This window comes from Streptomyces sp. NPDC048751, assembly GCF_043198595.1.
In the GTDB taxonomy this organism is placed as follows: Bacteria; Actinomycetota; Actinomycetes; order Streptomycetales; family Streptomycetaceae; genus Streptomyces.
The window spans coordinates 86,464-108,261 of record NZ_JBICUX010000017.1 but is presented as its reverse complement, the minus strand read 5'-3'; the positions used below and the strand labels follow the sequence as shown (position 1 = coordinate 108,261).

The window sequence follows — 21,798 nt, the reverse complement described above, 5'->3', positions numbered from 1 at the left end:
CACTGCTCGCACCGAGGCGGCGGTGGGCCGGCGAGCGGGTTACAAGGCCTCCACGCTCACCGCGCCAACAGCGTCCGTACGCCCTCGGAGGTGAGGGTCAGGCTGTGGTTGTTGGCCGCGTCGATGGTGAGCGAGAGGTCGCCGGACGGCCACTGCGAGGCGAGGGCGCCGAGGGGTACCAGGCGGTAGCGGGAGACGAACGGCAGCAGCTCGGCCATCTCGACCTCGGAGGTGAACACGGGCACCATCACCTCCCCGCCCGGCTGCTCCAGCACGGGCAGCGCGACCGCGCCGGGGTCGGTGGCGTCCTCCTCGCGGGCGTCGTCGGGCACCGGCACGAGCACGTCACTGTGGGCGAGCGTGTCCAGCGCCAGCGTGTCCTCCGTGTTGCGGGCCAGTGCGTCCAGCGCCTGCTGGGCGGGGGTGGCGGTGTGGTCGTTGGCGGGTGTCTCCATGGCAGGTCCCCTGGTAGCGAGCGGTGCGTCCCGCCGGCGTGTTCTGTCCGGACGGGGTCTGGCCTCGCGTACCCGACCCCGGAGGAAGCCAATCCTCCTGACGGCGGGGAATCGTGATCAGACGCGATCGGAGACGGCGAGCCGTGCGGGGAAAGGTGACCGACCGGGGCGTTTGACCGCCTGGCCGATGATGACCGTCTCCACGCCGTCCACGCCCAGGCCGCCGAGGTCCCGGGTGATGAACCGGTACAGGTGATCCAGGTCCCGCACCCAGACGGCCGCCTGGAGATTGGCCGTGCCGGTGGTCGCGAAGGCGCCGTGGACGGCCGGGTGGGTGGCCAGGGCGCGGCCGACGGGGTCGAGGCGGTCGGGCGCGACGCGCATCAGGACGTTCGCGTCGATGCACAGCCCGAGCCGCTTGGGGTCGACCACGACCTGGGTGCGCAGGCGGCCCGTGGCCGCGAGCCGGGCGATGCGGCGCCGCACGGTGGAGTCCGGGTGGCCGGTGCGCGCGGCGACCGCGGCCGCCGGGGCCCTGGCGTCGTCCTCCAGGGCGGCGAGGATGTCGCGGTCCACCTCGTCCGACGCACCCTGGGTGTCGCCCCGTGGAGGGGTCAGCGCCGCGCGTTCCGCGTCGCTCAGGACGCCGTGCCGCCAGTCGGACGCCTCGGCGAAGACGTGCAGGATCGTGTCCGCCGTCACCGAGGTGACGGCACGGGTGGCGGGCAGCTCCCGGAAGACCAGGTGGTCCCGGGTGCCGGGCCGGGTCAACGAGACGGCGAGGATCTCGTCCCCGGACGCCGAGACGTCGATGAAGGGGATGTCCGGGCGCGCCGCCAGAGCGGCCGTGAGGGCGTCCAGCTTGCTTCCGAGCACCCGGATCCGCAGGACCATCGCACCGACCGGGTCGGGCCGCGCCGGCAGCGCGATCACCCGGCACACCCCTTCCGCCGCCAGGGCCTGCCAGCGCCGGTGCACCGTGCGCGCGCTCATGCCGAGCACCTCGCCGGCCCGCTCGGCGGTCAGCCTCCCGTCGCACTGCAACGCACCGATCAGCCGTTGGTCGCGCTCGTCGAGTACGTGATCCGCCATCTTGTCCGCCATGAACGGCAGTATCGCTCACTTCGGCGGCCTTGAGCGCCGCCCCATGGGCGTCCCCGCCAAGGATGGGGACGTACACCAGCCCACCCAGGGAGAACAAAATGACGTACCAGGACCTGCTCACCACCATGACCGACACCGCGCACGAGGTCGGGGAACTGCTGCTGGCCACGCCCCGGCCGGCGCCCGCCGTCACCTTCGACGAACTCGCCGCCTCCTTCACCGAGGTGGAGGCCCCGGGCGACGCCGTCGTGCGGCAGCGACTGGGGGCGCTACGGCCGGGTGCCGCCTGGGCTGAGGAACTGGACAGCCTGGCCACGTTGCCGTCGGACGGCGAGGTGTGGGTCGTGGACATCGTGGACGGGGCGGTGCAGTTCCTGCAGGGGCTGCCGCAGTTCTGCGTCAGCCTCGCGCTGGTCCGCGACGGCGAGCCGGTCGCGGCTGTGCTGCACGCCCCGGTGCTGCGCGAGACGTACACGGCCGCCCGGGGGCAGGGGGCCGCGCGCAACGGCCTGCCGGTCGCCCCGTCGGTGAAGACGGACCTGGCCGCGGCTGTCCTCGCCACCAGCCAGCCGCCGTTCGTCGCCCGGCAGCCGGGGGCCGCCGAGCAGGCCGGGCGGTCTCTGGCTGCCGTACTGCCGCACGTGGCCGCCGTACGCAACCTAGGGCCCACCTCCTGGCAGATCGCCGACGCGGCCGCCGGGCGCCTCGACGGCTTCTGGGAGTTCGGCCGCGACGACACCAACCTCCTGCCCGGCGTCCTGGTCGCCCGGGAGGCGGGCGCCGTGGTCACCGACGTGGACGGCAAGACCTGGCGGGCCGGCTGCGAGAGTTTCCTCGTCGCGGGCGAAACCCTGCATGAAAGCCTGCTTTCCGTTCTCGCGGGGCGCGGCCCGGCCGAGCCCTTCCCCCGCACGCCCGCGGCTGCCTAGCGTGCGTCCATGGATCACCGAAAGCAGCCGTCCGTACGGCACTACGACCACTGCCCCTGGCTGTTCGCCTCGGAGGCCACCGAGAAGCAGCGCGCCGAGCAGCGGGAGGTGCAGCGGGCGATCGGTGGGGACAGCGAGGTGGGTGAGCGGTGTTACGTCGCCGAGTCCGCCGCGGTGTTCCCGGACCGGCTGCGGCTCGGGGACGACTCGTACATCGCCGCCCACGCCTATGTCACCGGGGAGTTGACCACGGGCGCGCACTGCACGCTCAACCCGTTCGCCACGGTGCGCGGCACGGTCGTACTGGGCGACGGCGTACGGATCGGCGCGCACAGTTCGCTGCTGGGCTTCAACCACTCGATGTCCCCCGACCGGCCGGTTTACCAACAGCCGCTCACCAGCCGAGGCATCAAGATCGGCGACGACGTGTGGATCGGCTCGAACGTGATCGTCGTGGACGGCGTGACCGTCGGAGACCACTGTGTCATCGGCGCGGGAGCGGTCGTCACGAAGGACCTGCCGCCCTGGACGGTCGCGGCCGGTAATCCGGCACGACCGCTACGGGACCGGCGGGACGAGGCAGGCGGTGCGGCACGGGGTGGGACGGGGAACAGGACGGGCAGCGTGGCGGGCCCTGCCGCAGCGGACCTGCCACTGGACCGTTTCGCGGACCGCGCCCGCGACCAGGCCGAGGACCTCCTCGCCCGCTGCTGGAACGGCGAGCGCCACCTCGACCGGCCCGGCGTCCCGCCCACACTCCGGGCACACTGCGACGCCGTGGAGATCGCCGACCTGCTGCTGGGCCGCGCGCCGGAGCAGTTGACCTCCGGGGAGCACATCGAGCGGCTGAGCGCGGCCCAGGACCCGGTCACCGGCCTCGTACCCGAACTCGGGGAACAGCCGCCCACGGTGGACGCCGACGGCTTCCTCGGCGAGGGTGCCGCCCTCTATCACGTCCTCTCCGTCGGCTACGCCCTCGACCTGCTGGGCGCCTCCTTCCCCCACCCGGTGCACGGAGCAAGAGACATGACGGCATCTCAGCTGATCGAGCGGCTGGACGGGCTGCCGTGGCGGGAGGGCGCGTGGAGTGCGGGCGCCTGGATCGACGCCTGGGCCACGGCTGCCCACTGGAACCGGCGGCACCCGGAGGCGGGAACGAAGGGCGCGCTGCGGCCCGGCACCCTGGAAGCGTTGTACGGCTGGCTCCTGACCCGCGCCGACCCCGAGACCGGGATGTGGGGCACACCCTCGCCCCGCACCGGTCGGCTCCAGGTCGTCAACGGCTACTACCGGCTCACGCGCGGCTCGTTCGCCCAGTTCGGCCTGCCGGTGCCGCATCCGGAGCGGGTCGTGGACGGCGTCCTGGCCCACGCCCGCGACAGTCGCCACTTCGGCGCGGGACAGGAGAACGCCTGCAACGTGCTGGACGTGGCCCACCCGCTGTGGCTGTGCACCCGGCAGCTCGGGACCGGTGTCGGCGGCGGCTACCGTAGGACCGAGATCCACGCGTGGGCCGAACGGCAGTTGTCCACGCTCCTGCCCCGCTGGCAGGACGGCCGGGGCTTCGGCTTCGGTCCCGGCGGGTCGGGGCCCGGCCCGGAACCGGGGTTGCAGGGCACGGAGATGTGGCTGGCCATCGTCTGGTACCTGGCCGACCTGCTGGGCCGCTCCGACGAGCTGGGTTACCGGCCGCGCGGTGTTCACCGCCCCGAACCGGCCGCGGGCGTCTTCGGCTCCGGCTCCGTCTTCGGCTCCGGCTCCGTCTTCGGCTCCGGCTCCGGCTCCGGCTCCGGCTCCGGCTCCGGCTGACGCTCCGTCATGGTCCGCACGGGTACGGCAGGTTCGCGCAGGTTCCGGAACAGCAGCCAGCTCAGTACGGGCATCAGGACCAGCGGCGTCAACGCCGTGCCCACGGACGTCGCGTCGGCGAGGGCTCCGACGAGGGGGCTGGTCAGGCCGCCGACGCTGACGGTGAGGCCCAGGGTGATGCCCGCGGCGGTTCCGACCCGGGAGGGCAGGTAGTCCTGGCCGAGGGTGACCTGGAGGGAGAAGGGCACGTAGAGGCCGGCGGAGGCCAGGGCGAGGAAGAGGTAGAGCGCGGGGCCGGGGACGGTCACGATCCCGGCGACCGCGACGGCCGTCGCCGGGTACGCCCAGCGGCAGACGGTCACCCGGTCCCAGCGGTCCGCCAGCCTGCCGCCGAGCAGCGAACCCGCCGCGCCGCCGAGATAGAGCACCAGGAGTGCCGCGGTGCCCGCCGCCCTGCTGCCCCCCATGCGCTGCTCGGCGAGGAGGGAGACGAACGTGCTCAGGCCGACGAACACGACGGACCGGCAGACCACCACGAGCGCCAGCCGCACGAAGGACGCCCGGTCGTCGCCCCGGGCCGGTGTCGCCGCGTCGGCGCGGGCGTCTTCGAGGCCCTCGCGCGCCCGCGTCGCGGGCAGGCAGAGCACGCTGCCCACGAGGGCCGGCAGCACCAGCAGCGGCGACAGCCGCAGGCTTCCGGTGGCGACGACCGCGTAGACCAGCACCGGCGCCAGGGCGAAGCCGATGTTGCCGCCCAGGGAGAACCAGCTCATCGCGCTGTGGCTGCCGCGCGAGGCGAGCCGTGCCACGCGGGCGGACTCGGGGTGGTAGGCGGCCACGCCGAGGCCCGACACCGCCACGCAGGCCAGCGTGAGTCCGTAGGACCCGCTGACGCCGCTCAGCGCGATGCCGACCCCGCCGAGCAGGGTGCTCAGCGGCAGCAGCCAGGGCATCGCCCAGCGGTCGGTCAACAGACCGAACACCGGCTGGGCGACCGAGGACAGGACGGACGCGGCGAGGACGACGCCGGACGCGGCGGCGTAGCCGTAGCCGCGCTCGGCGACGAGGAAGGGCACGAGCGCGGCCACCGCGCCCTGGTAGACGTCGACGCAGGCGTGGCCGACGGAGAGCAGGATGATCGACTTGTTTCTCGGCACGTCACCATCGTCGGCAGCACACGATTGTCGTGCTTCCAATAAACTGCCATCCAATGACGCAGATCCGCCATGAGCCGGTCGCGCCGACCCGGACCCAGAGGATGGCGACCGGCGCGGAGATCGATGCCCACCGGCACGACGACCATCAGATCGTGTACGCCGGGCGCGGAGTGCTGACCGTGACCACCGGCCGAGGCACCTGGGTGGCACCGGCGACGCGCGCCATCTGGGTCCCGGCCGGCACGGTCCACGCCCATCAGGCCCACGGCGAACTGGAGTTGCACCTGGTGGGTCTGCCCGCGGACGACAACCCGCTCGGGCTCGGTGAGCCGACCGTCCTGGCCGTCGGCCCGCTGCTGCGCGAGCTGCTCCTCGCCTACACGCGTGCCCCGCTCGACGAGAGTCCGGAGCGCGCCCGGCTGCGGGCCGTCCTGCTCGACCAGTTGCGCGCCTCGCCCCAGCAACCGCTGCACCTGCCCACGCCCACCGCCCCACGCCTGAGGGACCTCTGCGACCTGCTGCGCGCCGACCCGGCCGACAACCGCACCCTCGCCGTTCTGGCCCGGCGGGTCGGCGCCAGTGAACGGACCCTGTCCCGGCTCTTCCGGGCCGACCTCGGCATGACCTTCCCGCAGTGGCGCACCCAACTGCGGCTGCACCACGCCCTGGTGCTCCTGGCCGAGGGCACCCCGGTCACCGCTGTGGCGCACCGCTGCGGCTGGGCGTCGGCCAGCGCGTTCATCGACGTCTTCCGTCGGACGTTCGGACACACGCCGGGGGCGTACCCGGGCCGTCGGTCCTGATCCGGCGGAACTCCCGGCCGTCTCACGGCGTTGACCCGTGGTACGGCCGCCGGAGTCGTGCGGACGCGAGGGGGTTCGAGGCGTGGCGCGCATCATCGTCATCGGGGGCGGCACAGCCGGTACGGCGGCCGGACTGGCCCTGCACAAGGCGGGGTTCGAGGTCACCGTGTACGAGGCGCATCCCACCGCCGCCGAGGACATCGGCGCGTTCCTCACGCTGGCGAGCAACGGAATCCGGGCCCTGGCGCAGATCGACGCCTCCGACGCCGTCACCGCGGCCGGCTTCCCACTGGCCACGCTGCGTGTGCTCGACGGCACGGGCGCCGAGTTGGCTAACCGGCCGCTCACCGGGGCCGAGTCCGACGACGGGCTTCTGCGGTACCGGTGCCTGCGCCGGGGCGAGCTCAACGCCGCCCTCCAGACGGAGGCCGTGCGCCGGGGCGTCGGCCTCCGGCACGGCGCCCGGCTCGTTTCCGTCGAGGAGGGGCCGGACGCCGTCACCGCCCACTTCGCGGACGGAAGCACCGCGACGGGTGACCTCCTCGTCGGCGCCGACGGTCTGCACTCCACGGTGCGCCGGTCGTTCGCCCCGGCCACCCGACCCGTGTACGCCGGGGAGCAGGTTTTCTACGGCTACACCACTGAGGCGCCGGTGACGGAGGAGACCGGTCGCATCACGCTGATGCGGGGCAGCGCCGCCGCCTTCGGGTACGCGGTGAGTCCGGCCGGTGAGACGTACTGGTTCGCCCGTGTCACCGGCGAGCCGCTGCCGACCGAGGAGCTCGCGAAGGGCACGCCGGACCGCTGGCGCGAGCTGCTCGTCCCGCTCCTGCGCGAGGACGCCACCCCGGCCGCGGGGATCGTGGCGGCCACCGCCGACCGGCTGATGGTCACCCACGCCACAGAGATGCCTCTGGGCGCCCCCTGGCGCGCCGGACGGGTGCTGATCATCGGTGATGCCGCGCACGCCGCCTCACCCGCGACCGGGCAGGGCGCGTCGATGGCCCTGGAGGACGCCGTCGTCCTCGCCAAGGCCCTCCGGGACGCGCCGGACGTCGAGCGGGCCCTGACGGCCTACGAGGCGCTGCGCCGCCCGCGCGTCGAGCACAACATCGCCGTCAGCGGACAGATCTCCCGCCGCGACGACACCCGTCCCGGCCCGACCACTCCCCCGCCCACGGACGACGAACTGCTCCGGCACCTGGAGTGGAACGCGGACGTCTGGACCCAGGTGTGACCTCGCCTCACCCCAGCGGATCGTCCAGCGGCACGTGCCGCACCCCCGGCAGGCTGTCGTCGAGTTCGCCGGGTTCGAAGCGGCACATGCCTATCGCGTGCCAGAACTCGCCGGTGACGTCGCCCTCGTACTTGTAACCGCCGGACGGCGCCAGCGCGGCCCAGCCGCCCGGCATGCCCACCAGCGTGGCACGCAGCGCGGCCGGGGCGTCCGCGGGGACGTTCCACAGCCGTACGGTGCCGTCCTCGCCGCCGCTGGCGAGGAGGGAGCCGTCGGGGCTGAAGGCGACCGCGAGCACACGGCCGGTGTGGCCGGTGAGGGTGGCGCTCTCGCGGCCGGTGCGGACGTCCCACAGGCGGACCGTGCGGTCGTCGCCGGCCGTCGCCAGGAGGGGGCGCAGGGGGTGGACCGCGGCCGTCCAGAGCTTGCCGGTGTGGCCGGTCAGCCGGTGCAGGACCGCGCCGTCCTTCCAGATCACCGCCCGCCCGTCCCAGGAGGCACTGGCCAGCCAGGAACCGTCCGGCGCGAAGGCCACCGCGTACACGCGGTCGGTGTGTCCGTCGAGCACGGCGGTGATCCGCTGGTCCGCTATGTCCCAGATCCGTACCTTCCGGTCGTCGCAGCCGGTCGCTAGGACCGCGCCGTCGGACCGGAAGTCGATGGAACGGACCCGCCCGTAGTGCTCGTCGACGGTGGCGACGTGCGCGCCGGTGGCCCGGTACCACAGCCGTACGGTGTCGTCGTCGTTGGCGGTGGCGAGCAGTTCGCCGTCGGCGCTGAACGCCTCGGCCCACACGTGTTCCGTCTCGACGTCCATTTCCCGCTGGTACTCGCCGGTGGCGGCGTTCCACAGGTACAGGTCGCCGTCGCTGCTCGCGGTGGCCAGGTGGGTGCCGCCCGCAGGGCTGAACACGGCCGAGACCAGGCGGTCGCTGTGGCCGGTCAGTTCCCTGAGCCTGCGCCCCGAGGCGGCGTGCCAGAGGCGGACGACCCCGTCGTTGCCGCCCGCCGCGAGCAGGGAGCCGTCGGCGCTGAAGGAGAGGGTGCCGATGCGCCGGCCGTGGCCGCGCAGGATGCGTCGGCCCTGTCCGGTGGCGGGGTCCCAGAGCCGTACGACGCCGTCGTTGCCGCCGGTCACCAGCAGGGAGCCGGTCTCCGGGGCGGGTATGTCGCCGTGCGGGCGGAACTTGCACACCCAGACCGAGCCGCGGTGCTCCGTGGGCTGGCGGCTGAGCGGCACGGCCGCGGGCGGGCCGCCGGGGGCCCGGTCGGCCGCCGGTTCGACGCGCCACAGCCGGACCACTCCGGCGCTGTCCCCGGCGGCGAGCAGGGTCCCCTCGGGGTCGAACAGCACCTGGTACACGGCGCCGCGGCAGCCGCCGAGCAGCCCGGCCGAGCCTGAGGCGGCGAGGTCCCACAGCCGTACCTCCCCCTCGGTGTCGCCGCTCACCAGGAGGCGGCCGCCGGGGTGGAAGTCCAGGGTGTAGACGCGGCCCGCGTGTCCGGTGAACTCGTGCAGCACCCGCCGCTCGGCGATGTCCCACACCCGGACCGCGCCGGACCGCCCGTCGCCCATGTCCCCGGTGGCCAGCCGGGTTCCGTCCGGGCTGAAGCGGGCGCGGAACACCGCTCCCCGGTGCCCCTCCAGTTCACCGAGCAGCCGTCCGGTGGCGATGTCCCACAACCGGACGGCTGCGGAGGCGTCGCCGGTGACCAGGGTGGTGCCGTCCGGCCCGAAGGCCACCGTGTAGACGGGGGCGGAATGGCCGTGCAGCCGGTGCAGCGGAGTGCCGGAGGCCGCGTCCCAGAGGGTGACCACGCCGTCGGCGTCGCCGGTCGCCAGCAGCGAGCCGCCGACGTCGAGGACGACCGGCCAGACGCCGGAGGGGTGGATCGGCAGGCGGTGCCTGCACTGGCCGGAGACCGGGTCCCACAGTCGTACGGTGCCGTCGGCGCTGCCGGTCGCGAGCACCCGGTCGCGGAACTTGACCGCGTAGACCCGGCCGGTGTGGCCCTCCAGGGTGCGCAGCGGGACGCCGGTGACGGCGTCGCAGACCAGCACGCCGCCGTCCTCGCTGCCCACGGCGAGGAGTTCGCCGTCGGGGCTGTAGGAGATCGGCTCGGGCAGTCGGCTGGTGCGCATGTCGAAGCCGTACGGCACACCGACCGCGGAGGGCCGGAAGCCGGAGTCGACGGGCATCCCGGGGGCCGTCGCGGCGACCGCCAGTTCCGGGGTGCCCCGCAGGGCGGATCCGGTGGTCGCCGAGACGAGTGCCGCCCGCCGCCAGCGGCCGCCCTCGACGCGCGCGTTGGTCAGGTCGGTGCGGATCAGCCGGGCCCGCCGCAGGTCCGCTCCGCGCAGGTCGGCCCCCGTGAGGTCGGCACCGTCGAGTCGCGCGCCGGTCAGGCGGGCCTGCCGCAGCACGGCGCCGGAGAGGTTCGCGCCGATCAGCCGGGCGTCGGTGAGGTCGGCGCGGGTGAGGTCGACGCCGGAGAAGTCGCGGTACGACAGGTCCTCACCGGCGAGGGCCGCGCCCCGCAGGTCGGTGTGGGCGGGCACGCGCAGCCGGGACAGTACCTTCACGGCGTTGGCGCGGGCGATCTCCGCGCTGCCGGAGTCACCGGCGCTCAGCATCTGTTCGGCCCACTGCTGGCAGGCGCGGTGGTCGGCGAGGTCGCACAGGAACTCCACGGCCAGTCGGCTGAGTTGGCGCCTGCCGAGCAGCGCGGTGTCCCCGGCGGCCAGCCGCACCGCGCACTCGCGGGCGATGAGCCACTCCACGACCGAGCCGTGGATGAAGCGGAACAGTCCGTCCTCGGTGCGCACCAGCAGGGTGCCGGAGCCGACGGCGTGCGCGGTCTGCGGCACCGACAGAGGGCTGTCGGCGAGCCCGGTCAACGTCTCGGCGACGTCGGTGAGTTCGTCGAGGCGCAGCGAGTCCTGGCCGCTCTCCCACAGGCGCAGGGCGAGCGCGGTGACCGCGTTCCACAGCTGGTCCAGTTCGAGTCCGGGGGCCCGTCCGGTGGTGCCGCGTTCCTCCTCGAAGCGGAGCCAGGCGGTGAGCACCTCCTGGTAGAGCCCGGCGGGGCTGAGCGCGCGCCCCGCTCCGGCGACCGCGCGCAGTTGCTCGTCGTCGAGGTCGGCGACGAAGCCGAGCAGCCGGGGGTTGCGGCACAGGGCGTGCAGGTCGGGGATGGCGTCCAGGAGGCGTACCCGGCGGTCGGCGGCGCGTTCGTCGCCGTCGTAGCGGTTGACCAGGTACGCGCGGATCTGCTGGGGCGTGAACTCCTGGACCGCCAGTACCCGGCGCTGCGGGAGCATGCCGACGCGTTCGCCGAGCGCGGTCAGCACCTGGCCCTGGGAGCGGAAGTGCTGGGTGCGGCAGCTGACGACGATCTTGGCGTTGTCGACGGCGGAGTCCAGCAGGACCTGGAGGCGTTCGGCGGCGCGGTCGTAGGTGACCTGGTTGACGAGTTCGTCGAAGCCGTCGAAGAGCAGCACGATCCGGCCCTGCTGGAGCATGTACCTGAAGGCGCGCAGGTCGATGTTGTCGACGCCGTGGGCGGCGAGGTGGGCGGCGACCAGGCCCTCGAAGGAGTAGGCCCGGTCCAGCGCGTGGAGTTCCACCAACAGCGGTACCACGTGCGGTAGTTCGGTGGGGATGCGGCGGGCCAGCTCGCGCAGGGCGAAGGTCTTGCCGTGTCCGAAGTCGCCGAGCAGCAGCAGGAACCGGCCCTGGTCGGAGTCGAGCAGCCGGAGCATGCCGTCGACCAGTCCGTCGCGGTCCTCGGCGCCGAGGCGTTCCACCTCGCGGTACCGCTGCGGGAGGTACATGCCTGGTGGGTAGCGGGGGTCGGTGCGCAGTCGCTCGCTCTGCGCGGCGACGTAGCCCCGCAGGTCGAGCAGGCCCTGGAACTCGGTGAAGCTGCGGACCCGGATCCCCCTGCGGCGGCCCAGGTCACGCACGTCGCGGGCGGGCGGCGGGCCGTCGTGGACGAACTCGGCCTCGCTCTCGGAGTCCGCCGCGTGCAGGAGGGCCGCGAAGCGTTCGATGTCCTCGGTGGTGGGGGTGCCGATGTGCACGGCCACCCGCTGTTGGCGGACGAAGTCCGACTGGGTCCAGGTGGCCAGCAGTTGCGGGATCGGACCGGCCACCAGGCGGATCTGGGCCCCCTCGTGGCGGGTCCGGCAGACCTCCGCGACCCGGGCGAGCAATATCTCGGCCGGGGACTGCACGGCACGCGGCTCGGGCTCGGGCGTGGGGACGGCGTCCGGCTCCGCCGGTGCCGAGGGGTCGGTCGTGGTGCGGTCCGGCGGGTCCTGCGGGCCGGGGCGGAAGAGGCGGTGGGCGCGCCGCCACTCGACGCGGCGTCGCCGGGGTTCGCCGGGGCCGTCCCAGTCCGCCAGCCCGTCCCGGCTGATGCGCAGCAGCCGGTGCCGCCCGGGTCCGGCGGCGCCCAGCACCTGTACCTCGCCGGACGAGGTGGCCAGCGCGGGAGGCGTGCCCGGGCCTGCCGGGCCGTGCAGCAGCAGGTGCAGCCGGGGCGCGGTCAGCCGGGTCAGTACGTCGGTGTCGCGCAGCGGTGCTGCGGCGTCCTGGGCTCCGGCGCGCGCCGGGCCGGTCGTGCGCGCGGCGCCGAGCGGATGGCGCAGGGCGCCGAGCCGCAGCCATCCCTCGTCCTCGTACGGGCGCAGTGCCTGGGCGAACCAGGCGGCCTGTTCGGGGCCGACCATGCCGTACTGGTCGTCGAGGCGGTGGCTGTAGGCCATGGAGGAGTTCAACCCGGCGACGACGGTGTGGAGTTCGGGCACGGGGAACAGGGTCCACGGCTGGTCGCTGTCGTAGACGACGTCGAGGCCCTGGTAGAGCTCCTGGAAGAGCCGGGCGAAGTGGCGCCACTTGGGCCAGTACGGCGGCCGGGGCGGCAGCTCGTCGGCCTCGCAGGTGCTGAAGTAGGCCCGGCAGGCGGCCTGGTTGACGTCCCGGCCGCCGGGGACGAGGGCGACACGGTGCGGCTCGAGGCCGAGCAGAGCCCGCATTCCGGTGAGAAAGGACAGCGCCTGTTCGAACTCCCGGGGGCTGCCGGAGGCGGTCAGGTCGCCGGTGACCACCAGCAGGTCGGGCGCGGGGGCGCCGGCGTCGGTGAGTTCGACCAGGTCTCCCCAGATCGCCGCCTGCAACTCGGCGGGATCCTGCCCGCGCCCGAAGGCGGGGCCGGCCAGATGCAGCACGGTGACGTCCGCGCGGGCACCGGCGTCCGGGGAGAGCCTCGGGTACACCGGCGGAGCCGCCGGCCTGCGGCGTCCGGCCCAGCCGGGGCGGCCGAGGGGCCTGCCGGGCGGCGGGGCCGCGGGCGTCGTCGGGGCGGGCGGTGCCGGGTAGCCGTTCCCGCCCGGGTAGCCGGGGTGCAGGCTGGGCCGGGCGCGGCCGTCGAGGGCCTGGCGGACCCGGGTGAGGAGCAGGTCCCGCGCGGCCGACGCGTCGGTGACCGGGACCAGGTCGACGTAGGTGATGGTCGCGAGCAGGCCCTCCACCGGGATGTCCTCGACGCGCACGGTGAGCAGCCGGCGCTCGGGGGCGTCGGGGTCGGCCCGTAACGCGGCCTGCCACTCCATGCGGCCGTAGCGGGAGCGTTCGTAGTTGCGGGAGAGCACGGCGATCACGGCGGCCGACTCGCTGACCCCGCGGTCCATGAAGTCAACGAAGTTGGTGCCGGGCACGAAGTCCCATGCCTGCAGGACCGTGCGGTAACCCGCCTCCTCCAGGGTCCAGGCGATCCAGGACGCCCAGCGTTCGTCGGCGGGTGAGTAACTGACGAAGAAGTCCAATGGCCCGGTGTCCCCCGGGGCGATCTGACGAGCCACCATCCCCCCATGATGCATGGAGTTTTGCGGCGACTCATACGGTTTCTCCGGCCACTCCGAGCAGGCCCCGGTCACAGCGGGGCACGGATGTGCGACGCTTCCACCCGTGCGTGTCTTTCTGCGTCTGCATGTGCTGGACCGGGTGGCGATCGGGCTGCTGGCGACCGGACTCCTGTGCGTGGCCACGGGGCTGCTGCCCACCGGGTCCGCGGCCGACGCGATGACCCGGATCGCCCCGTTGCTCGCGTTCCTGGGCACGGTGATCGTGCTGGCCGAACTCACCAGCAGGGCCGAGGTGTTCGACGTGGTGGCGGCTCGCATGGCGCGGGCCGGGCGGGGCAGTTACGCGGCCCTGTTCCTGCTCTGCGTGGCCTTCGCCTCCGTCACCACCATCGCTCTCAACCTCGACACGACCGCCGTACTGCTGACGCCGGTGATGCTGGCGCTCGCCTCCCGCGTCGGCATCGCGGCCGTGCCCTTGGCGATGACCACGGTGTGGCTGGCCAACACCGCGAGCCTGCTGCTGCCCGTCTCCAACCTGACGAACCTGCTGGCCGCGGACCGGGTCGCGCTGTCCCCGCTGGGGCTGGCGGGCCGGATGTGGGCGCCGCAACTGGCGGCCGTCGGGGTGACAATGGCGTGCCTGTGGGTGTTCTACTGGCGGCGCGGACGACGGGGGGACGGTCTGCCGGGTGCCGGGCGGGCCGAGGCATCGGACGCCGATGCGGGCGTGCCCGGTCGCGCCGGTGCCCGGTCCGGTGGGCCCGGTGCCGCCCGCGCCGACGACGTACGGACCGGGGGCGCCGACCGCTACGCGCCGCCCGAGGTGCACCGGCCCGCGGACCCGGTGCTGTTCCGGGCGTGCGGTCTGGCCTGCGCCGGCTTCCTCCTCGCGATCCTGGTCGCCGACGTGGAGCTGTGGATCGCGTCCGCGACGGCCGCGGCGGTCGCCGTGGCGGCGTTCGCGGCGCGCCGCAGGTCGGTGCTGCGGCTGTCGCTGGTGCCGTGGCGGCTGCTGGTGATGGTGCCCGGGATGTTCCTGGTGGTGGAGACGGTCAACGCCAACGGACTGCACGACCTGCTCGCCGCCGCGGTCGGCCACGACAGCGGCCTGTGGGGCCTGTTCCGCGCGGCGGCGGTCGGCGGCGGACTGTCGAACGTCCTCAACAACCTCCCCGTCTATCTGGCCGGTGAGGCGGCCGTCCCGCTCGGCAACCACGACCAGCTCCTCGCGCTCCTCATCGGCACCAACGTGGGCCCGGTGGTCACCCCATGGGCGTCCCTGGCGACGCTGCTGTGGTACGAGCGGTGTCACGCGTACGGGGTACGGGTGCCGGTGGCCCGTCTGATGGGGACGGGCGCGGTGCTGGCCGTCGCCGCGGTCACGGCGTCGGTGGTGGCGCTGGCGCTGACCGGGTAGGCGGCGTCATGGCAGGCAGCGCTACGAGAGCCGGGTGAGGCCGGACGCCGCCACCGAGTCCAGGAGGTACGGCAGCGCCTCCGGACGTCCCGCGACGAAGGAGCGCCGGGTGTCCGGCCCGGAGAAGCCGCCGTCGAACTCCCCGCCGTCCAGGTGCCGTACGGCCACACCCGCCTCACAGGCCAGCAGCGCCCCGGCCGGCAGGTCGATCGCCTCCGGCCGGTAGCCCACGAACCCGTCGATGTCGCCGCGGGCCAGCATGGCCCAGCTCAGCAGTGGCGCCCACAGCTGGAGCAGTCGCCGGGAGCGGACCTCCAGAGTGTGGCGCAGGGCGCGGGCCCGGGGGTCGTCGCGGGGGACGGCGTGCCCCTGGGTCCAGGCCAGCAGGGGTCCCGCGGGCGACAGCGGGTGGGGGGCGCCGGTCGCGTCGAGCCTGCCGAGCGGCCCGTGGGCGCCGCCGCCGCGCAGCGCCGACCAGGTGCGTGCGTTCACCGGGTCGTGCACGACACCGACAACCGGCGCCTCGTCGACGCACAGGGCGATGCCCACCACGTAGACGGGCAGCCCGATCACCACGTTGTTGCTGCCGTCGAGCGGATCGACCAGCCAGGTGCGGCCGTTGTCGTCGCCGCTCAGCTCCCCCGACTCCTCGGCGAGGATCCGGTCGTGCGGGAAGCGTTCCCGGATGCGGTGCACGACGAGGCGTTCGGCCTGCACGTCCAGGTCGGTGACGACGTCGCCGCCTTCGCCCTTGGGGCGGGCGGCGCAGCCGTCCGGGAAGCGGGAGCGCAGCAACGCCCCCGCCTCCTCGGCGGCGGTCACCGCTGTGAGGCACTCGGGGGTGAAGTCAGGCAGGGGGTTCTGGCTCGGGTTCATGGATCCTCCTGACCGCGGCCCTGGCGATCCGGGCGGTCTGGGCCGCGTCGCACATGCTGCGGACCACCCGGTGGCCCGGGGCCCCCAAGGGGCCCAGGGAGAGGTCGGCCCGGCCGGGCAGGGTCAGCCCCAGCACCAGGGTGGCGGCCGGGCGGCCGTCGGGCACCACGGTGGTGTGGAACTCCCCTGCGGGGAGGGCGTAGGTCTGACCGCGTGAGCTCGTCTGTTCGGTGCCGGGCAGACAGCGCACCAGCCGCTCGGTGGGCCGCAGTTCGTCCACTCCGGACGGGTCGCTGTGCACGTCGAAGACGCGGTGGGTGGGGTGCTCGGTCTCGTCTCGGATCCGCATCCGCCGGTTGCCGAGCCGCCCGTAGAGCACCGTGCTTGTCAGCTCCCAGCTGTGGCAGTGGACTTGGTGGTCCGTCAGTACCGGATCGGCGGGGCCGAAGACGTGCACGCAGACCCCTCGCGGGCCGTCGCGCAGGACGGGCAGGCAGACGAACCCCAGGGGATGGCGTACCGCGCGCAGGGCGCGGCGGCCCGAGACGACCTGTTCGAGTTCCGATGCGGCGTGGCGCACCAGCTCGGTGGCGGCCCCTCGCCGGGCGGCCCGTTCCAGGGCCGGGTAGTCCATCGTCGTCCCCCTCGCCCAACTGGGCGCTCACCCGCGGTAGGGGTCCTCCGCGCGCAGCGCCTTGTCGATGATGTCGCCGACGTCCCGGTCGGTGAGAGTCGTCGGCAGTGGCAGACCGAGCCGGTCGAAGAGGCGTCTGACCTCGTCGACGGTCGGCTCGTCGCTCAGCGGCGTCGACTCCCGCAGATCGAGCTTGACCGCCTGCTCGCGGCTCTGGTGCAACTCGGTGACGTAGTAGTCGTAGAGCGGACGGCCCCGTTCCACGTACAGGCTCACGCGGCGCGGGTCGTCCTGGGTGATGATGAGTCCGGCGTCGGAGAGGTCGAAGCGCAGGGTCGGCGCCACCGAGGAGAGGTGCACGTCGACCTCCAGGGTGTCCAGTCGCTGCCGGTGCCAGGCAGCGGCGAGGACGGTGGCGTACGCCTCCTTGCGGGTGCGCTCGGTGGTCCACTCGCCGGGGGCTCTCCCGTCGGGCCGGTGGCCGAAGGTGCGCCGGAAGCGCGCGTAGGCGGCGCACACCCGGTCGTCGGCCGGGTTCACGATGTCGATCTTCATGCTCAGGGACCGGCGGCCCCGCTGGGCCTCGATGACGCACTCGGGCAGGGTGACGGCCCGCAGGTAGGTGCCGGTGCCGCCCTTGTACACCCAGCGGGCGGTGTTGCGGCGGGCGTGTTCGTGCGCGAGGCCGACCTCCGCGCCGGCCAGGGTGCGCACCATGGCCAGGTCCTCGATCGCGCGGTTCGTCCCTGCGGTCGCGGTGCGAATGTCGGCCAGTCGGCGCCGACGCTCGGTCAGCGATCCGAAGACCAGCGCGGCCAGGACCAGCAGGGTGGCCCCGGAGACGACGTTGTCGTTGAAGTTCGGGCCCAGCACCTCCAGCAGGCCGATGACCAGGGCGGCACCGATGGCGACGACGCCGTCCGCGTTCCTGACCGCCCAGGCGATCGAGTCCTCCAGCCGACGCCCGGACGACTGCGGTGTGTTGCGCGTCACGTCCCACCCTCCCCCGACGGTGACCTCCATGGTAGGAGGAACGCCGCCCGGCGGCCACGGTGCGTCCACCGTTCTCAACTCCGGGTGGCGGATGCCATGTTGGGCCCGCACGTGAGCACCGGACACGGGGGCCCGCGGACCCGTGCCGGTCAGCCCGCAGGACACCGCTTGAATGATCGAAATCGCCTGTGGTTATCATCTGAGCACCGCCTAGCTCGAAAGATAATCCTGTGACTGTCAACGAGGACTCGTTCACCAACTGGAAGACGCGCGAGGAGATCGCGGAGTCGATGATCCCGATGATCGGGAAGCTGCACCGCGAGCGGGACGTCACGGTCCTGCTGCACAGCCGCTCCCTGGTGAACAAGTCGGTGGTCAGCATCCTCAAGGCCCACCGATTCGCCCGGCAGATCGCCGGCGAGGAGCTCTCGGTCACCGAGACGCTGCCCTTCCTGCAGGCCCTCACCACGCTCGACCTGGGGCCCTCCCAGATCGACCTCGGCATGCTCGCCGCGACGTACAAGACCGACGACCGCGGTCTGTCGGTGGCGGAGTTCACCGCCGACGCCGTCGCCGGCGCCACGGGCGCGAACAAGATCGAGCGCCGCGAGGGACGCGACGTCGTCCTCTACGGCTTCGGCCGCATCGGCCGTCTGGTGGCCCGCCTGCTCATCGAGAAGGCCGGCTCCGGCAACGGCCTGCGGCTGCGCGCCATCGTCGTGCGCGGCGGCGGCGAGCAGGACATCGTCAAGCGCGCCTCGCTGCTGCGCCGCGACTCCATCCACGGTCAGTTCCAGGGCACGATCACCGTGGACGAGGCGACCAGCACGATCAACGCCAACGGCAACGAGATCAAGGTGATCTACGCCGGCGACCCGTCGGAGGTCGACTACACGGCGTACGGCATCAAGGACGCCATCCTCATCGACAACACGGGCAAGTGGCGTGACCGCGCGGGCCTGTCGGAGCACCTGCGCCCCGGTATCGCCAAGGTCGTGCTGACCGCGCCGGGCAAGGGCGACGTCCCGAACATCGTGCACGGCGTCAACCACGACACCATCAAGCCCGACGAGCAGATCCTGTCCTGCGCGTCCTGCACCACCAACGCGATCGTCCCGCCGCTGAAGGCCATGGCGGACGAGTACGGCGTGCTGCGCGGCCACGTGGAGACCGTGCACTCGTTCACCAACGACCAGAACCTGCTGGACAACTACCACAAGGCGGACCGCCGCGGCCGTTCGGCGCCGCTCAACATGGTCATCACCGAGACCGGTGCCGCCTCCGCCGTGGCCAAGGCGCTGCCCGACCTCAAGGCGCCGATCACCGGCAGCTCGATCCGCGTCCCGGTCCCGGACGTCTCGATCGCGATCCTCAGCCTGCGGCTCGGCCGCGAGACCACCCGCGAGGAGGTCCTCGACCACCTCCGCGACGTCTCGCTGACCTCGCCGCTCAAGCGCCAGATCGACTTCACCACCGCCCCCGACGCCGTCTCCAGCGACTTCATCGGCTCGCGCCACGCCTCGATCATCGACGCGGGCGCCACCAAGGTGGACGGCGACAACGCGATCCTCTACCTCTGGTACGACAACGAGTTCGGCTACTCCTGCCAGGTCATCCGCGTCGTCCAGCACGTCTCCGGCGTCGAGTACCCGACGTACCCGGCCCCCGCGGTCTGATCCCCGCATACGGCATGAGATCCGCGGGTCAGTGCGCACTGCAGGTGCGAGATGCGCACTGGATGCACACTTCCTCAAGTGGTGCGCACTGACTCCGCTCCGTAACTGAGCGCGTCGATCCGAAGTCGTTCGCCGCCCCCTCAGCCAGCGCCATGGCCAGCACGATTTCCACCGATGAGGACGAGCTTCCGGTCCTTCCATACCGCCGGGCGGGGAATGGCGCATCGGCCGCTGAGTCCCTGCTCGCCACGCGACCGTGCGGCTGCGGGCACGGTGGCCTGCAGCCGTACGGTGACCCGCTCGACCTACTCGGACTTGATGGCCGTGAGCATGTTCAGCCGGGCCGCGCTGCGGGCCGGCCACATGGCGGCCAGCAGGCCGACCAGCGCCGCCAGCAGCAGGAAGAGCCCGAACCGGTCCCACGGCAGCACCAGCGCGTATCTGGGGATGTCCGCCTTCGTGACCTCGCAGACGGCCCAGCCAAGGAAGGCTCCGACCGCGATGCCGATCGCCGCGCCGAAGAGGGAGATGACCACGGCCTCCAGTTGGATCATCCGTGTCACGCCCCGCCGGTCGAGCCCGACGGCACGGAGCATGCCGACCTCCCGCTGCCGCTCGAAGACGGACATCGCGAGGGTGTTCACCACCCCGAGCACCGCGATGACCAGGGAGATCGCCAGCAGTGCGTACAGAACGTTCAGCACGGTGCCGAAGGCTCCGCTGAACTCGTCGCGGATGGCCTGCCGGTCATCGATCTTGATCCCGGGCCGCGCGGCGAGAGCGTCGGCGAGTGCCTTCTGGTTCGTGCTGCCATCCGTCTTGAGGTAGAGCTTCGCGAAAGACGTGTCGGTGGCGTTCGGTTCGATCACGTCCGTGGAGACGACGACCGGCATGACGACATCGTTGGGGGCGAAGACGGCCCCGACGGTCACCTTGCGGCTCTTGTCGGAGTCCCCGTACACCGCCGGCAGGGTGTCCCCCACTTTCCAGCCGTGGGCCCGTGCTTCGTCATCGGCGACAGCGACCTGCCCCTTCGCGAGCGTGCCCTGCGAGCCTGAGACGACCGGGAGGCGGATGACCCTGTCGAAGTCCGCCGGGGTGACGGCGGAAACATCCTCCTGGACGCCGTCGAGTTGCATCCAGGATTGCTGCTCCTGCGACACCGTCGTGACGCCGGGGACCTTGCGCAGTGCGGTGGCCGCCGAGGTGTCGAAGCGCACCCCACTGGCCGTGGCCATGTAGTCGGCCCTGACGATGTCCGTGGTCATCCTGTCCGTGGACTGGCCGAGGGTGGTAGCGAGCACGGTCATAGCGCTGACCACCGTGAGCCCGATGGCCAGCGCGGAGGCGGTGGCACCGGTACGGCGCGGGCTGCGTACGGCGTTCTGGCCCGCGAGCTTGCCGGAGACCCCGAAGCCGCGCCGCAGCAGCGGCTGTACGACCGCGATCACGGGCCGGGACAGCAACGGGATCAGCACGATGACACCCATCACCGCGAGGAGGGCACCGAACCCGACGAGCCCCCTGCCCTCGGAGCCGCCGGCCCCGGCGCCGGCGACGACGACCGCCGCGCCGAGCAGCGTGGTGACGCCGCCGAGCAGGTTCCGCAGCACCAGGGACCTGGCGGTGGCGGGCAGGTGTGCGCTGCCGATCGCCGCGACGGGCGGGATCTTCGCGGCGCGACGGGCCGGCAGCCAGGCGGCCAGCATGGTGACCAGGACACCGACGACGACCGCGACCAGGACGGTCGTCGACGTGACGACCAGCGGCCCGTCCGGGATCCTCCCGCCGCCGAGATCGACCGTGGCACGTGCTACGGCTGCCATGGCGGCGCCGACTCCGAGCCCGGCGGCGGAGGCGACCGCGCCGACAGCCATCGCCTCGATCAGTACGGACCGGGTCACTTGCCTGCGGGAGGCGCCGACCGCGCGCAGCAGAGCGAGTTCGCGGGTGCGCTGGGCGGCCAGCATGGTGAAGGTGTTGGCGATCAGGAAGACACTGACGAAGAGCGCGACGCCGGCGAAGGCGAACAGGATCCCACCGAGCAGCCTGGCGTCTCCCTCCACCAGTTCGGCCTCCTCGTCGGCGAGTCGCCGACCCGTCTCGGCCTTCGCGGACTTCGGAAGCACCTTGCCGATGGCGGCGGCGAGGTGGCCACTCGGAACGCCGGGGGCGGCGGTGACAGTGACGGACTCATAGAAGCCCGGCCGCCGGAACAGTCGCTGCGTGACCGGCGTGTCGAACAGCACCAGGCTGCCGCCCCTCGCTACCAGGTCGTCGTCGGTGGTGAAGATGCCGGAGAGCTGGTACGTCTTGGCCGGACCCTTGAGGGCGACGGGCACGGTGTCGCCGACGTGGTAGCCACCCGTGTCGGCGGTGTCCTTGTCGAGCGCGATCTGCCCGGCCGTGGTGGGCCCGCTGCCGTCGGTGAACGCGTAGAGCGGGTCCTTGCCGTCCTTCCCCGGTGCGAAGTTGGCGGCCGCGTTGAACACGCCACTGGCGATGAGCCCGCCGTCCCTGTCGGCGACGTAGGCGCTCCCGGAGACCCGCCCGACGGCTTCGGCGACCCCGTGGGCCCGGGCGATCTGGTCGAGCGTCTTCTGACTGATGCCGGGGGACTCGCCGGAGTAGTCGGTGTTCTCCGCGACCTGGACGTCCACGTGGGCGTAGCTCTTGGCCGTCTGACCGCTGTAGGCGTTCTGGTAGGTGTCGGTGAAGATCAGGGTGCCGGAGACGAAGGCGACGCCGAGCATGACGGCGAGCATGGTCATCAGCAGTCTCGCCTTGTGCGCGAGGACGTTGCGCAGCGCTGTGCGGAACATGGTGGTGTGGTCCTGGT

The 21,798-nt window shown here is 72.9% G+C and carries 14 protein-coding genes; 6 read left to right on the top strand and 8 right to left on the bottom strand.

Annotated elements, in window-relative coordinates:
* Nucleotides 1-56: 56 nt before the first annotated feature.
* Both ACGFNV_RS39210 and ACGFNV_RS39205 read right to left on the bottom strand, forming a co-directional pair.
* On the bottom strand, nucleotides 57-455 hold the full coding sequence (locus ACGFNV_RS39210; protein WP_393629437.1) for an SseB family protein: 399 nt from the start codon (nucleotides 453-455) through the stop codon (nucleotides 57-59).
* A gap of 117 nt (nucleotides 456-572) precedes the next feature.
* A complete protein-coding gene (locus ACGFNV_RS39205) occupies nucleotides 573-1,559 on the bottom strand; it encodes an AsnC family transcriptional regulator (protein ID WP_393629435.1) in 987 nt (328 codons plus the stop codon).
* 98 nt (nucleotides 1,560-1,657) lie between these two features.
* Between ACGFNV_RS39205 and ACGFNV_RS39200 the strand changes: the two genes are divergently transcribed.
* Together ACGFNV_RS39200 and ACGFNV_RS39195 are read left to right on the top strand one after the other, a co-directional pair.
* Complete coding sequence (locus tag ACGFNV_RS39200; protein ID WP_393629434.1) at nucleotides 1,658-2,488, top strand: inositol monophosphatase family protein; 831 nt, start codon at nucleotides 1,658-1,660, stop codon at nucleotides 2,486-2,488.
* Between the two features lie 9 nt (nucleotides 2,489-2,497).
* A complete protein-coding gene (locus ACGFNV_RS39195; RefSeq protein WP_393629432.1) occupies nucleotides 2,498-4,297 on the top strand; it encodes an acyltransferase in 1,800 nt (599 codons plus the stop codon).
* Here ACGFNV_RS39195 and ACGFNV_RS39190 read toward each other — a convergent pair.
* Nucleotides 4,189-5,454 carry an MFS transporter gene (locus ACGFNV_RS39190; protein ID WP_393629430.1) on the bottom strand — a complete coding sequence of 422 codons (1,266 nt, stop codon included), beginning with the start codon at nucleotides 5,452-5,454 and terminating at the stop codon, nucleotides 4,189-4,191. The genes ACGFNV_RS39195 and ACGFNV_RS39190 overlap by 109 nt on opposite strands.
* Nucleotides 5,455-5,507: 53 nt before the next feature.
* Between ACGFNV_RS39190 and ACGFNV_RS39185 the strand changes: the two genes are divergently transcribed.
* Entirely contained in the window at nucleotides 5,508-6,257 is a 750-nt protein-coding gene (locus ACGFNV_RS39185) for an AraC family transcriptional regulator (protein WP_393629428.1), read from the top strand.
* An 82-nt stretch (nucleotides 6,258-6,339) separates the two neighbouring features.
* A complete protein-coding gene (locus ACGFNV_RS39180) occupies nucleotides 6,340-7,494 on the top strand; it encodes an FAD-dependent monooxygenase (protein ID WP_393629427.1) in 1,155 nt (384 codons plus the stop codon).
* Between the two features lie 7 nt (nucleotides 7,495-7,501).
* On the opposite strand, the gene ACGFNV_RS39175 is transcribed toward ACGFNV_RS39180, so the two are convergent.
* Nucleotides 7,502-13,363: a TIR domain-containing protein gene (locus ACGFNV_RS39175; protein ID WP_393629425.1), complete on the bottom strand. Its 5,862-nt coding sequence runs from the start codon at nucleotides 13,361-13,363 to the stop codon at nucleotides 7,502-7,504.
* 103 nt (nucleotides 13,364-13,466) lie between these two features.
* Here ACGFNV_RS39175 and ACGFNV_RS39170 point away from each other — a divergent pair, with 103 nt between their 5' ends.
* Nucleotides 13,467-14,780 (top strand): SLC13 family permease, encoded by a 1,314-nt coding sequence (locus ACGFNV_RS39170; RefSeq protein WP_393629424.1) that lies wholly within the window; start codon nucleotides 13,467-13,469, stop codon nucleotides 14,778-14,780.
* A gap of 21 nt (nucleotides 14,781-14,801) precedes the next feature.
* On the opposite strand, the gene ACGFNV_RS39165 is transcribed toward ACGFNV_RS39170, so the two are convergent.
* Genes ACGFNV_RS39165 through ACGFNV_RS39155 form a run of 3 tightly spaced genes read right to left on the bottom strand, consistent with a single transcriptional unit; the run spans nucleotide 14,802 to nucleotide 17,283 of the window.
* Nucleotides 14,802-15,656, bottom strand: coding sequence for an inositol monophosphatase family protein (locus ACGFNV_RS39165; protein WP_393629423.1), 855 nt, complete (start codon nucleotides 15,654-15,656; stop codon nucleotides 14,802-14,804).
* Nucleotides 15,628-16,290: a hypothetical protein gene (locus tag ACGFNV_RS39160; RefSeq protein WP_393629421.1), complete on the bottom strand. Its 663-nt coding sequence runs from the start codon at nucleotides 16,288-16,290 to the stop codon at nucleotides 15,628-15,630. Before ACGFNV_RS39160 ends, ACGFNV_RS39165 begins: the two co-directional genes overlap by 29 nt.
* A gap of 27 nt (nucleotides 16,291-16,317) precedes the next feature.
* Nucleotides 16,318-17,283: a hypothetical protein gene (locus tag ACGFNV_RS39155; RefSeq protein WP_393629419.1), complete on the bottom strand. Its 966-nt coding sequence runs from the start codon at nucleotides 17,281-17,283 to the stop codon at nucleotides 16,318-16,320.
* 230 nt (nucleotides 17,284-17,513) lie between these two features.
* On the opposite strand from ACGFNV_RS39155, the gene ACGFNV_RS39150 reads away from it, so the two are divergent.
* Nucleotides 17,514-18,959: a glyceraldehyde-3-phosphate dehydrogenase gene (locus ACGFNV_RS39150; RefSeq protein ID WP_133933006.1), complete on the top strand. Its 1,446-nt coding sequence runs from the start codon at nucleotides 17,514-17,516 to the stop codon at nucleotides 18,957-18,959.
* Nucleotides 18,960-19,264: 305 nt separating this feature from the next.
* Here ACGFNV_RS39150 and ACGFNV_RS39145 read toward each other — a convergent pair whose 3' ends face one another.
* Nucleotides 19,265-21,781 carry an ABC transporter permease gene (locus tag ACGFNV_RS39145; RefSeq protein WP_393629418.1) on the bottom strand — a complete coding sequence of 839 codons (2,517 nt, stop codon included), beginning with the start codon at nucleotides 21,779-21,781 and terminating at the stop codon, nucleotides 19,265-19,267.
* Nucleotides 21,782-21,798: the final 17 nt, after the last annotated feature.